Source organism: Metabacillus kandeliae (assembly GCF_021166585.1).
GTDB classification, from domain to species: Bacteria; Bacillota; Bacilli; order Bacillales; family Bacillaceae; genus Metabacillus_B; species Metabacillus_B kandeliae.
In genome coordinates this window covers 247,721-259,462 of the sequence record NZ_JAJOZE010000002.1, presented here as the reverse complement: position 1 = coordinate 259,462, position 11,742 = coordinate 247,721, and the positions used below count along the sequence as shown (strand labels likewise).

The window sequence follows — 11,742 nt, the reverse complement described above, 5'->3', positions numbered from 1 at the left end:
ATGAATCTTGAAAAATCATCCCGGTATGAAATTCTGCTTCAAGCCATAGAAGTTTTCACACAAAGATACGAATCCGCTGCCTTATTTGACTTTGCTTTCTCATTTGCCAATGAACTGCTGAATCCTGCTGGATCCGCATTATTTAAAAGAGTAAATGACGAGTTTATTCTTTTAAAAACACAGAACGGCATGATGCACGATTATCGGATTCCCGTAACTGAAAAACTGGAAAAGCTGCCGCTGTTTTATGGAAGGCCGCTCTCGGAAGAACAGCTGCCTGATTATTTCTCACCGGATTTCATCCGTGATTTTTCTGCCGTTCATGTGATCCCGCTTATTAATGATACGGTTCTTGCTGGTTTTATCGTGACAGCAGGCTTGGCAGAAGGGGAGCTCACAGAGGGGGACCGGATTGTCTCGACAATGATGATGAGCCTTGTGAATGCTTCGCTTGAAAACAACCAGCGCCTTCATGATTTCCAATCAGTAACGGCGGAGCTTGACCGGAAAATTTTCAGCCTGTTTGTGCTCAATCAAAGTACGAAGGCACTGCTGTCAGAACGGAATGCGGAACATCTTTGCGAAATGGCTACAGATGTCTTCAGCGAAATCTCCGGAAGCAGGGTCACTTCCTTCGGCCTTTACGACGCGCTGACGAACAAGCTTAAAATAAAGGGCTATAGAAATGTTCATTCCTTTCAAAAGAAATACGCAGAGCTCTCAATCGGCGAGGTTCAGTGCTGCGGTGTGAAAACCGTGATCCGTGTGAAGGAAGAGCAGGAGCTTGTGCAGCAGCTGATCCAAAACACGGAAGTTCTGACGGAACTTGAAGCAGAATATATCATTTTGATTAAAAAAGAAGAGCTGATCGGAATGGTGTTCCTAAGTGACTCAAGGCAGGCCTCCTCCTATGACAGCGGAACAATTGAACTGATTGAAACGCTCGCTTCTTCCACCTATATTGCCCTCAGCAATGCCAGGCATTTTGAAACACTGCAGAAGCAAAAACTTGAAGCAGAAGCAAAGCTCGATGTGATGCACCTGTATAACCGTCTGATCCGCACCATCAATTCATGCCGGACGACAGAAGAAATTCTGAAGCTTTCCCTTAAAACGCTGGAACTCGGATTTGGGATTAAAAAAGCCTTTTTCGCTTTTTACAACGGAGAGGCTTATGAAACTGCCGCCTCTATTGGGGTATCACTTGAGAAAGAACGTTTTCTGTTTGATGAGGATACAAACAGCCTCATAAATGATGAGGTGTATTATGATTATTTTGCCGGCAGGCTGCCTGCTTATTTTACGAATGAAAGTTTGTGCGGAAAGCTTGGAGAGTCTTCTTGTGTTGTGATTGCACCGATTCAGGGTCATAGCGGCTACGTGCCTCCAGATGAGGTCCAGCCTCCATACGGCTACTTAATCGTGACAGAAACAGCTGAGAATTTGAAGGATGAGGAAATCCTGCTCATTGATACAATCACCCGGAACATTACGCCGCTCATCTACCATTTGGATCAGAAGGAAATGCTTCCGAAGCTGGAAATCAGGTGACGATATGGAATACATTCTATTAACCGCAAAAGACGGAAGAAGGATAACGGCAGGCCTTGCAAGTATTGATGGCGAACTGATGAACGTGGTGGTCAAGGATGTCACAGGGCTGAACCTTGGAGACCCGCTGCTTTGCCAGTATGAAAACTTCACCTTTCAGGCACATATCTTAAAAATTGATGCATTCAATTTGTATCTGTATGTACCGCTTCAGGAAGAAAAGGCCCCGAATGAACGAAGGCGTTTCCCGCGCCACCCCTGCCATTTAAAAGGCAGCCTGTATATCGGGGAAAAACAGGAAGAGATCACACTGATTGATATCAGCCTGATGGGGTTCGGTTTTTTAACGGAAAAGCCTCTTGAAATAGAAAGAACCTATCAGCTAAAACTGGAAGAAAAGGATTTTCAGGAAACGAGCGTCAAAATTTCCCTGCAGAATGAAAAAAAGCTGCCGGCCAATTTATACCGCTACGGCTCTGAAATTCGCTATATCAATGATGGAGAGCTGCTGCTGCTGAAAAGATACCTCATTCATCATCAGCTGAGGGCATAGGCATAAAAAGCGCCCTGGGGGTTAGCCAAGGCGCTTTGCTTCCTTTATTGTCTGCCATTTGACAGCTGTAATTTTTGTTCCTTCATTATGGTGTGATTCAATATAAAATTCATCCATCATCGTTTTTACCCCTGGGATGCCTGCCCCAAGTCCGCCTGATGTCGAGTAGCCGGGTGACAATGCTTTTTGAATATCCGGTATACCTGGTCCGTTATCGGCTGCAATAATTTTCAAGCCCACTCTCCATGCTTCCTCAAGCGGTTCAAACTGAATGTGCCCGTCTCCGGCATAGCGGTAAATGTTGCGGGCTAGTTCTGAAACTGCCGTTACGATTCTGGCTTTATCGATGGAATCAAAATGCAGCGACTGAGCAAGCTCTCTGCCCATCTTGCGGGCTATAATAATGTCCTCTTCCGTCCTTATAGGGATCACAGCCAATGTTTCCATGCTTTCCCCTCCCCAATCAGTTAATGTCTTTTCCGTTCATTCCAAAGGAGATGGCTGTCGCTGTTATGGATGCAAAAAAAGCCAAAAGAAGGGCAAGGCCCTTCCTTTGGCTTATGTCTAGTTCTATTGCCTAGCTCATTGCTGCCAATCATTATGCGGCTTTAATATTAACAACATCACACTTTTATCCGTTTTAAAATTCCAGGCAACAAAGGAGTTTTCAATTTCTGCCTGCAAATAGGCTTCAAGCTGACTTTTATGCTTGTGGATCAGCCTTTTCTCTAGATTTCTTTTAGAAAGTCTAAGGGCTTCATCAAATCCCATGTGAATTAATTCTTTTTCAACGGCAATCAAGATTTTCTTCCTCGTGACCACGAGGGTTCTTGCATTGAGCAGAGTGGAAGTAATGCTTCCGGGCGCTTTTTCCGCTTCAACGCTCAGCTCATAAATCTCATTATTAACTCCAGCCTGGCCGGAAAACTCTGACGATGGTTCCTCCAACGAGTCAGCTGTAATCCCCAGCATCATGCCGGTATGGGTTTCTAAATTCCAGTCATAATAAAAGTCAGTAATCTCTAAATCTATATTTACTTTTATATAAGCTTTGATTTCTTCAATAATAGCAGGCATCATCATATCCCGGATTTTTTGTACATGCTTTCCCTGCTCTGTTTCCAGCAGCTTGTTTTCCATTGGAGACAGAAAATCTTTAATGTACACAGCTACATACGGTTCGGATACTGTTGCAAATACTGAGCCGGGTCCTTTTCCGTAATGCTCTCTTAGCATTCTTCCGATATAACTTCCAAGTTCTCTTTCTTTTCGCTTAAATTCCATTCTCGCCATCCTTTGCAAAAATCCAGGCTTCGTGTCCCAAATCCGTCAGTGCCAGAATGTCATTTTGCGAAACACAAGCAACTATTATTATAACGGAAAAGAGAATCTATGACTATGCTTTATACTTCTATACTCTGGCAAAGAAATCCTTTATCTTTTAAAAGTTTTCTCGTATACCGCGTTTATTGGCGAAAAAAAGAGGGTAAAAGATGATGACAAAATCTATATATTTGCCATGTAAGATGGTAAGATGAAAAAAGGAGAGAGGATACGATGCTTCTTTCTACAAAAGGTGAGCTTCGAAATGGATATTAAAGCACAGCAGTCAAAGCTTGCAAATAATTTCGGCAGACTGCTGAGGGACAAATTCGGAAAGGGACCGGAAGCCATTTATGTTTCTATCTCAGAGCCGTATGTCCTTGTATATGTGAACGGTTTTGTTTCTGCAATGGAGCAGGTGCTTTTGGATCAAGGCCAGGATTTAACCGTGAAGACAACACGGGAGCATTTGATGGCTACTCTTGATCCTGAGATGCGCGGGCAGATAAAAGCAATAACTGAAATGGATATCCAGCATTTGTATTATGACTGGAATCTGGAAAATAAGACAGGTGTATTTGTAGGAATTGACTCTGAGAGATCTGATGAACGGGATACCTCTTTTGAAGGAAAAGATGAGGTAGACGAGGAGATTGTCCGAATCAGCGAGCAGGCAGAAAAATGCCCTGATCAGGTACATTCCCATATGATGAACAATCGTACACTTGTTGTATTTCGCAGCGGTATTCTGGTTCCGATTGAAAAGCAGCTTATTTCTCTCGGTTTTGATGAAACCCTGCGCGTCTCAAAGAGACAGCTGGAAGGCGGTATGCTGAAGAGCAGCACGCTTTTCTCAGAAGTATTGAATGCCGAAGTGCTGGACGTTTTTGTTGACTGGAACTTTGAACTTGATAACAGTGTTATTTCTTTTATATTAAAACCAAATGAATCATAGGCAGTAATGAGCTGGACAAATTTGTGCCGGACATAAGCCGAAAAGAGCAGGAGTCTCCTGTTCTTTTCGGCTTTTTCTTTTTTTAGCGAGCCGATGGCCATCCTAAGATGAAAGGGTTGGGAACATGAATCAAGACATCGAACTGACAATGTTTGTGAGCGAGCTCCAGCGTCTTCAAAAAGAATATGAAGGAGGCAGCAGCGAAAGGATAAAGAAAGAGCTGCAAAAAGATATCCGTCTCCTGACAGAAGTGATTGATGAATTAAAAAGCCGGATTTTGGAAACCAAATAAATGAAGCTCCTTAGGGAGCTTTTTCTTTTTCACTGCATTTTAGGCGAATTTTGGCATTGGAACAGGTATAATAAAGGTTCAGCACTAAAAATTTATAAGGTAAATACCTTTTAAAAATACAGCAGCATGGAAGGAGTCAATTATGGCCGAAGAGACAGCTTTAACAGGCTGGAGACTGGAAAACAGCTACAAAAGCCTTCCGAACGCTTTTTATACTGAAATGCAGCCAAATTCAGCTGCCGCACCGGAAGTAATTGTATTCAACAGCCCGCTTGCAGCAGCTCTGGGGCTTGATGAACAAATGCTTCAAGGTGATCTTGCTGCTGAAATTCTGGCAGGAGCGCGCTTTCCGGAAGGTGCCGAGCCTGTTGCGGAAGCTTATGCGGGACACCAGTTCGGCCACTTCACCATGCTTGGAGACGGCCGCGCCATACTTCTTGGCGAGAGGATTGATCCTTCCGGCAAACGATACGATATCCACCTGAAGGGTTCTGGCAGGACACGGTACTCCCGCGGCGGCGATGGCCGCGCGGCGCTTGGTCCGATGCTCAGGGAATATATCATCAGCGAAGCGATGCACGGCTTGAAAATCCCGACGACGAGAAGTCTTGCCGTAACAGCAACTGGCGACCATGTGGCAAGGGAAACCGCATTGCCTGGAGCCGTACTGGCAAGGGTCGCAGCAAGCCATCTGCGCGTTGGAACCTTTGAATATGCAGCAAGGTTTTGTGAGAAGGAAGAGTTAAAGGCGCTCGCGGATTATGCGATTAAGCGGCACGACCCTGAGCTTGAAGCGGATTCTGAAAAATATTTATCCTTTTTAAAGAAAATGATCGAACGTCAGGCAAGCCTTATTGCGAAATGGCAGCTCGCAGGGTTTATTCACGGTGTGATGAACACGGATAACATGGCCATCAGCGGGGAAACGATCGACTATGGTCCATGCGCTTTTATGGACAGCTACGATCCGGAAACCGTCTTCAGCTCCATTGATGTTCAAGGCCGCTATGCGTATGGAAATCAGCCGGCGATCGGCGGCTGGAATCTCGCTCGCTTTGCAGAAACCCTGCTGCCGCTCCTCCATGACAGCCAGGAGGAAGCAGTGGAAATCGCCCAGGCCGTCATCACGGAATATCCGAAGCTTTACCGGCAAAACTGGCTGGACGGCATGAGAGAGAAGCTTGGATTGTTTAAAGAAGAAAAAGAAGACGAAAAACTGATAGAAGATCTGCTGCGGCTGATGTACCAGAACAAAGCAGACTATACCAATACCTTTTCCGCTCTCGCGAAAGGGATCCATGAAGAGGCGCTATCAAAGGATCCTGAGTATGCAAAATGGCAGGAACGCTGGCGGGAAAGACTGAAGAAGCAAGAGGAATCAGATGAACAAGTGACAGCGCTGCTGAAAAAAAGCAACCCTGCCATCATTCCGAGAAACCACCGCGTGGAAGAAGCATTGGAAGCAGCTGGAAAAGGGGATTATGAAGTGATGAACCGCCTGCTTGCTGTGCTTCGGGATCCTTATGCGTATTCAGCTGAGCAGGAGGGATATGCGAAGCTGCCTGATACGCCGGATGAACCTTACCGTACGTATTGCGGGACTTGATGAATGCCAGGAGCGAGTCAGCTCCTGGTTTTTCTTTGTGTAAATTTGTCCAGCTCCGGCCGCTAGCCCCTCGAGTCGCACCAGAAAATCCCGGAAAAGTCTAAAACCAGACTTTTCGGGATTTTCCTCCAGCGCTTGTCGGGGCTGAACGAGCGGCTTCCGCTATTGTTTTAATGTTTTGCCTCTATCCATGATGGGAAAAAAGTAACATCAGTAATAGAGGAGGCAGCTTACATGAGCAAAACAATCTTTATCACAGGTGCAGGCAGCGGGCTCGCAAAAGGTGCGGCCATCGGACTTGCTGAAAAAGGGCATAAAATTATTGCTACTACGGAAACGACTTCTCAAAAAACAGAACTCATGCGGGAATCAAAGGACAAGGGGCTTGATATGGAAGTTTTCAAGCTGGATATTACGAACGAACGCGACCGGGAGCAGATGAAGAAATATGATTTTGATATCTTTGTAGCGAACGCTGCCATCAATGAGGGCGGGCCGCTGGCAGAAGTGCCGATGGACCGGTTTCGGGAACTCTTTGAGATCAACGTTTTTGCCACGCTGGAAACCGTTCAGTTCGCAGCACAGAAATTTATGAAAAAGGGGAGCGGCAAGATCATTTTCATGAGCTCTATGGCAGGGATTTCCGCGACTCCGTACGTCGGCCCTTATACGGCAACGAAGCATGCCATCGAAGGCATTGCCCAAACCATGCAGAGCGAGCTTGAAAAGCACGGCGTTCAAGTGGCGACGATTAATCCTGGCGCCTATGCTACAGGCTTTAATGACAGATCGGCAGAAGAGAAATGGAAATGGTTCGACAGAGAGAAGCACCTGACAAGAGCAGAGGATATGGAAAAACAGGAAGCAGGATTGAAAGATCAATTTGATCCGGAAGATATGATTCAAAAAATGATTGAAATCATTCCAGCCGATCATCACAAATTCCGTACGGTGCATCCGCCTGAAACAGAGAAGCAGCTGAAAGAAACGGAGCAGGAACGTTGGGGGATGGAGATTTAACTTTTTGAAGGCAGGGTGACCTGCCTTTTTGTATTTTAAAGCCGCATATAAACGGTACAACCTGCAAAGTATTGGCCGGAACCCGCATGGAAATAACCAATCCCGCATGAAGTTGGAAAAACCTGCAAATAAAAAGCCGAAAGCTGCAAATAAAATTCCAAAACCCGCAAATAAAATCTTCAAACCTGCATATAAACTTCGAAAACCCGCATGTAAACAGCGAATTTCTTTAGTGTGATAAAGCGAAAATGAACAGAATAGCCTGAAATAGGATCATTTTTGTTCCATATTCGCTAAAAACGAATAAAATCAGCCGTTTTTCAATACATATACTGCTCAACGTAATCCAAAAACTTTTTCACCAGAGGCAGCTGCGGATTTTTTTCGGAGTACAGGCATCCGAACGTGACTTCAGACACAATATCAGGGTCCGCGATGGTGACCGGTACGATGCGCTCGCTTTCCACATAAGGATCGTCCGTTAATAAGTAATGGGACAGCATGCTGATCGCAAGCCCTTCTGCGACAGTTTTTTTGATTACTTCAAAGTTGGAGGTCCGGAACACGAGATTGATTGGCTTTTCAGCTGTTTCATATGAGGTGATGAGCTTATCCCAGTAGTGGCTTGTGTGCATAACAATTGGGTAATCGAGAATCTCCTGCATGGACAGCGCGTCCTGAAAAGCAAGCGGCGAATCTTTTGGAACAATGACTTTGATGTCAGTTTGATAGGGAATAGGCTTGAAAATGCATTGATCGGGAAGCGTGCGCTCCACCGGATTTTGAATAGTGGTCAGCCCAAAGTTCAGCCTATTTTCTTTCACTTCCTCAATGATCCGGCTGCTTTCCATCTCAAGGATTGTCACTTTGATTTGCGGAAAGTCCTTTTTGAACAGGGAGAGCACTTTTGGCAAGAATGCCATCAGGCTTGGAATGGAAGCGATCTTCAGTTCTCCGGTGTAGGACGTATTAAAGGTGAGGGCGTCTTCTTTAATTTTATCTATGTTTTCGACAATCTTCAGTGCTTTGTTGATAATGCTTTTTCCCTCTTCTGTCGGAGTTGTGCCGAACCGGGATCGTTTAAACAGCGTGATCCCGAGCTCCTTTTCCAGAGAAGAGATGGACTGGCTGATGGCCGACTGGGAGATGTGCAGATTCTGTGCGGCAACGGAGATCGAGCGGGTATGGATAATTTCCTTTATGTACTCCATTTGTTCCAAATTCATAGAATCAGCCTCCTTTATATATTAGCTGTACTAATAATACCATTAAAAATGATAATTATTCATTAGCACAAGTTATATATATACTGGATCATAGAGGAAAAAAAGGAGAGGAATTGGGTTAGTGAAAAAAGAAAGGAACTCTTTTGCATTTATCATTTTGGCGGTATTTTTAGGAAATTTCCTGGCTCAGCTGAATTCAGGAACGGTGAACGTGGCGCTGCCCTCCATCATGCATGACTTAAACGCTGACATCAATTCCGTACAGTGGATTATAACGGGATTTTTGCTTGCGATCGGCACGATAGCGCCTCTTAGCGGCTACTTGGGAAGCAAAGCGGGGTACAAGCGGCTTTATGTCCTGGCGCTCGTCGGGCTGACCATTTCATCAGCACTTTGCTGCATGGCCTGGAATATTGAATCGCTGATCACCTTTCGGATCCTGCAGGGAATGTGCTCAGGGTTAATTCAGGTATCCACGATGACAATTATTTACCAGTCAGTGGAAAAAGAAAAGCAGGCGATGGCGATCAGTTTATGGACCGTTTCTATTATGGTGGCCCCAGCCATCGGGCCGACTGTCGGCGGCTTGATTACGAACTATTTTGGGTGGAAAATGCTTTTCCTTTCAAATGTGCCTGTCGGTGTGGCGGCAGTGTGCTGTGCAGCAGGCTTTCTTCCTGCAAGCGCCAAGGGGAAATCAGCGGCTCTTGATAAGCTTGGACTGCTGACCGTCGTCATCGGAAATGTCTCCATCCTGATGTATTTTTCAAAAGCTTCAAGCCTCGGCTGGTTTTCAGCACCGGCTATCGGGATACTAGTGCTCGGTCTCTTCAGCATTTCTATTTTCATTAAACGAGAGCTGTCAGCAAAGCAGCCGCTCCTTTACATCAGAGTGCTGAAATACCCGAAGTTTGCGATCGGAACGATGGTGAGCTGCCTGATTTCTGTCGGCCTTTATTCCAGTGTGTTTTTAATTCCGCTTTTTATGGAAGAAGCGCAAGGGGAGACGTCCTTCACAGTAGGACTCGTCATGCTGCCAGGGGCGCTGATCATGATTGGAGTCACGATTCTCGCGGGCAAGCTGCAAGCTAAAATAGATCCTGCCTGGTTTGTCCTCGGAGGCGCCTTGCTGATTATTGCGGCAACATGGGAGTTCAGCCATTTAACAGAAGAATCCTCCGCAGCCTTTATTACCATTTGGATGATTGTGAGATACGTTGGAGTGGGGCTTGCCACATCGCCTGCGACAAGCATTTCCATGAGCGTTATTCCGAAAGAATATGTGGGGCATGCATCTGCTATTTCTAACTGGCTGCGCCAGGCAATTGCTGCTTTGTCCATCGCGGTATTCAGTTCGATCCTGGCTGTCCGGACTGCTGCTCACATGTCTGAATTAAGTGCCGGAAAAGCGGGAGAAGAATTGAAGCAATCGGCTTTTCTGCTGGCATCAAACGACACATTCCTGGTTGCAGCCGCAGCCCTGCTGTTCGCGGTGCCGCTCGCGCTGGTGTTGAGGAAGAAGAAAACGAAGCATGCGGTTGAGGTATTGAAGCAAAGCAGCTGAAATGTGGGGCATCCGAATGAATCGGATGCTTTTTTGATGTGCAAAAATTATTTTTAAAAGGTGAAACCTGCTTTTCAGAAGCCGGCACCCTTTCATATTCACCGATCCAGCCAATATATTCACCAAAATGAAGCAGATATTCACGAAACCGGCTCTGTTATTCACGAAACTGCTCTTTATATTCACCAACAGCCGGTTACAAGGAGCTGTCCATATTTTGAGCATAAATAAGGTCCTATCAAACTCTATAAGCAACTCATCTAAATATTATTAAGTATTTACAGGTAAAAAATTAATAAATTAAATCTATAAATAAATAAAATCAATTTTTAATATTTACAAATTAAGTATTTCCACTTATAATTTCAATAACAGAAAGGAGCAGAGTATGAAATATCCTATCCTTACGCAATGTCCTGTATGCGATCACGCGCTGCACGCTGTTAAGCTGGAATGCGGCCACTGCAGGACAACGATTGAAAATACATTTGAATTATCAAAGCTCGCTCAGCTTTCTCCGGAGCAGCTCCGCTTTGCCATTACCTTTCTTGTGAACAGAGGCAACATCAAGGAAGTGGAGAAGGAGCTCGGCATCTCCTACCCCACAGTGCGCGGCAAGCTGAATGACATTATTGAGGCCCTTGGCTATGAAACTCGGAAAAAAGCTGAAGTGGATGAAAAGAAGATTATTGCCATGCTTGAAAATGGCGATATCACCGCGGATGAAGCGGTTAAAATGCTAAAGAATGAATAAGGGGGAAGAGCAATGAAAGAAGAAATCGGCAAAGTGCTGACGATGATGGAGGAAGGGAAAATTGATTCTGATAAAGCTTCAGAACTGATTGACGCTCTGAGGGAAAAGCAAACGGCATCTTCACCGAATGCAATAGCGCTTGGAAAGCCCGCATCTTACTTAGACAAAACACTGAAAATCCGTGTAACATCAAAAGAAAACGATCATGTGAGCGTAAATTTGCCCATTAAACTGGTGAAGGCTGTTCTAGGAGCAGGGCATGGGATTGCTTCCAATATTCCGCAGGCGGCAAAATATGTGAAAGACATTGATATTGACCTGCTGATTGATGCAATTGAGAATGAGCTTGATGGGCAAATTGTTGACATCAGGTCCGGTAAAGAGGACACTGTCACTGTTGTAATTGAGTGATTAAAAATGCTGATTGTTAAGATAAAGAACAAAAAGCACTCATTTACAATTCCTGTCCCATATGCTGCCCTGCACATGGGAAGCAGCATCATGAGATCCAGTTTAGTCAAGCGCCCGCTGAAGGATTTGCTGAACAAGCAAGAGGAAGATGCGGCCAGAAAGCACGATTGGGAATCGGAAAGCAGCCGGTTCGGAATTCAACTGGTGCTGATGATTCTTGAACATCCAAGCACGAAGCCTGTTGTCAGGCAGCTCATTAAGGAACTCAAGCAGTGCAAAGGGACGGTTCTGGCAGATATTAAGGCTCAGGATGGAACGAGCGTACTGATAAAATTGTAGAGCCTGGTTTCGATCGTGTTTCCTTGCGCGAAAATAGGCTTAGAGGCAGCTTAGAATAGGCTGTCTTTTTTTGTGTTTCGCATTTCACGAAACCAGCAATCAAGTACCCAAACACTATGATAAAATGTAATAACTGGAAGGGGAGAAA

The 11,742-nt window shown here is 45.1% G+C and carries 13 protein-coding genes; 10 read left to right on the top strand and 3 right to left on the bottom strand.

The genetic code is table 11. The features are described 5' to 3' along the window. Together LRR81_RS08340 and LRR81_RS08335 are read left to right on the top strand one after the other, a co-directional pair. Nucleotides 1-1,551 (top strand): hypothetical protein, encoded by a 1,551-nt coding sequence (locus tag LRR81_RS08340; protein ID WP_231788888.1) that lies wholly within the window; start codon nt 1-3, stop codon nt 1,549-1,551. Nucleotides 1,552-1,555: 4 nt separating this feature from the next. Continuing rightward, the gene (locus LRR81_RS08335) at nt 1,556-2,104 is read left to right on the top strand and encodes a PilZ domain-containing protein (protein WP_231788887.1); all 549 of its coding nucleotides are present in this window, start codon (nt 1,556-1,558) and stop codon (nt 2,102-2,104) included. 21 nt (nt 2,105-2,125) lie between these two features. Here the strand turns inward: LRR81_RS08335 and LRR81_RS08330 are convergent, their stop codons facing one another. Both LRR81_RS08330 and LRR81_RS08325 read right to left on the bottom strand, forming a co-directional pair. Further along, complete coding sequence (locus LRR81_RS08330) at nt 2,126-2,551, bottom strand: anti-sigma regulatory factor (RefSeq protein ID WP_231788886.1); 426 nt, start codon at nt 2,549-2,551, stop codon at nt 2,126-2,128. Between the two features lie 135 nt (nt 2,552-2,686). Next, entirely contained in the window at nt 2,687-3,388 is a 702-nt protein-coding gene (locus LRR81_RS08325; protein ID WP_231788885.1) for a DUF2294 domain-containing protein, read from the bottom strand. 304 nt (nt 3,389-3,692) lie between these two features. On the opposite strand from LRR81_RS08325, the gene LRR81_RS08320 reads away from it, so the two are divergent. The 4 genes from LRR81_RS08320 (at nt 3,693) to LRR81_RS08305 (ending at nt 7,300) form a co-directional block, all read left to right on the top strand. Then, nucleotides 3,693-4,382, top strand: coding sequence for a Na-translocating system protein MpsC family protein (locus LRR81_RS08320; protein ID WP_231788884.1), 690 nt, complete (start codon nt 3,693-3,695; stop codon nt 4,380-4,382). Nucleotides 4,383-4,506: 124 nt separating this feature from the next. Next, nucleotides 4,507-4,674 (top strand): hypothetical protein, encoded by a 168-nt coding sequence (locus LRR81_RS08315; protein ID WP_231788883.1) that lies wholly within the window; start codon nt 4,507-4,509, stop codon nt 4,672-4,674. A gap of 142 nt (nt 4,675-4,816) precedes the next feature. Further along, nucleotides 4,817-6,280, top strand: a complete 1,464-nt coding sequence (locus LRR81_RS08310) for a protein adenylyltransferase SelO (protein WP_231788882.1) — start codon at nt 4,817-4,819, stop codon at nt 6,278-6,280. A gap of 234 nt (nt 6,281-6,514) precedes the next feature. Continuing rightward, nucleotides 6,515-7,300, top strand: coding sequence for an SDR family oxidoreductase (locus LRR81_RS08305; RefSeq protein ID WP_231788881.1), 786 nt, complete (start codon nt 6,515-6,517; stop codon nt 7,298-7,300). 320 nt (nt 7,301-7,620) lie between these two features. Here the strand turns inward: LRR81_RS08305 and LRR81_RS08300 are convergent, their stop codons facing one another. Then, nucleotides 7,621-8,526, bottom strand: a complete 906-nt coding sequence (locus LRR81_RS08300; protein ID WP_231788880.1) for a LysR family transcriptional regulator — start codon at nt 8,524-8,526, stop codon at nt 7,621-7,623. A gap of 121 nt (nt 8,527-8,647) precedes the next feature. On the opposite strand from LRR81_RS08300, the gene LRR81_RS08295 reads away from it, so the two are divergent. The 4 genes from LRR81_RS08295 to LRR81_RS08280 all read left to right on the top strand — a co-directional run bounded on the left by LRR81_RS08295 (nt 8,648) and on the right by LRR81_RS08280 (nt 11,594). Then, nucleotides 8,648-10,090: a DHA2 family efflux MFS transporter permease subunit gene (locus tag LRR81_RS08295; RefSeq protein WP_231788879.1), complete on the top strand. Its 1,443-nt coding sequence runs from the start codon at nt 8,648-8,650 to the stop codon at nt 10,088-10,090. Nucleotides 10,091-10,478: 388 nt separating this feature from the next. Continuing rightward, the gene (locus tag LRR81_RS08290; protein WP_231788878.1) at nt 10,479-10,844 is read left to right on the top strand and encodes a DUF2089 domain-containing protein; all 366 of its coding nucleotides are present in this window, start codon (nt 10,479-10,481) and stop codon (nt 10,842-10,844) included. Nucleotides 10,845-10,856: 12 nt separating this feature from the next. Beyond that, entirely contained in the window at nt 10,857-11,255 is a 399-nt protein-coding gene (locus LRR81_RS08285) for an SHOCT-like domain-containing protein (protein ID WP_231788877.1), read from the top strand. 90 nt (nt 11,256-11,345) lie between these two features. After that, complete coding sequence (locus LRR81_RS08280) at nt 11,346-11,594, top strand: hypothetical protein (RefSeq protein ID WP_231788876.1); 249 nt, start codon at nt 11,346-11,348, stop codon at nt 11,592-11,594. Nucleotides 11,595-11,742 lie beyond the last annotated feature (148 nt).

What these genes read in the sequence shown, in the direction of transcription:
- LRR81_RS08305 (WP_231788881.1), top strand. Translation starts at nt 6,515, where the DNA reads ATGAGCAAAACAATCTTTATCACAGGTGCAGGCAGCGGGCTCGCAAAA.
- LRR81_RS08280 (WP_231788876.1), top strand. Translation starts at nt 11,346, where the DNA reads ATGAGATCCAGTTTAGTCAAGCGCCCGCTGAAGGATTTGCTGAACAAG.
- LRR81_RS08340 (WP_231788888.1), top strand. Translation starts at nt 1, where the DNA reads ATGAATCTTGAAAAATCATCCCGGTATGAAATTCTGCTTCAAGCCATA.
- LRR81_RS08315 (WP_231788883.1), top strand. Translation starts at nt 4,507, where the DNA reads ATGAATCAAGACATCGAACTGACAATGTTTGTGAGCGAGCTCCAGCGT.
- LRR81_RS08285 (WP_231788877.1), top strand. Translation starts at nt 10,857, where the DNA reads ATGAAAGAAGAAATCGGCAAAGTGCTGACGATGATGGAGGAAGGGAAA.
- LRR81_RS08330 (WP_231788886.1), bottom strand. Translation starts at nt 2,551, where the DNA reads ATGGAAACATTGGCTGTGATCCCTATAAGGACGGAAGAGGACATTATT.
- LRR81_RS08300 (WP_231788880.1), bottom strand. Translation starts at nt 8,526, where the DNA reads ATGAATTTGGAACAAATGGAGTACATAAAGGAAATTATCCATACCCGC.
- LRR81_RS08290 (WP_231788878.1), top strand. Translation starts at nt 10,479, where the DNA reads ATGAAATATCCTATCCTTACGCAATGTCCTGTATGCGATCACGCGCTG.
- LRR81_RS08310 (WP_231788882.1), top strand. Translation starts at nt 4,817, where the DNA reads ATGGCCGAAGAGACAGCTTTAACAGGCTGGAGACTGGAAAACAGCTAC.
- LRR81_RS08320 (WP_231788884.1), top strand. Translation starts at nt 3,693, where the DNA reads ATGGATATTAAAGCACAGCAGTCAAAGCTTGCAAATAATTTCGGCAGA.
- LRR81_RS08335 (WP_231788887.1), top strand. Translation starts at nt 1,556, where the DNA reads ATGGAATACATTCTATTAACCGCAAAAGACGGAAGAAGGATAACGGCA.
- LRR81_RS08325 (WP_231788885.1), bottom strand. Translation starts at nt 3,388, where the DNA reads ATGGAATTTAAGCGAAAAGAAAGAGAACTTGGAAGTTATATCGGAAGA.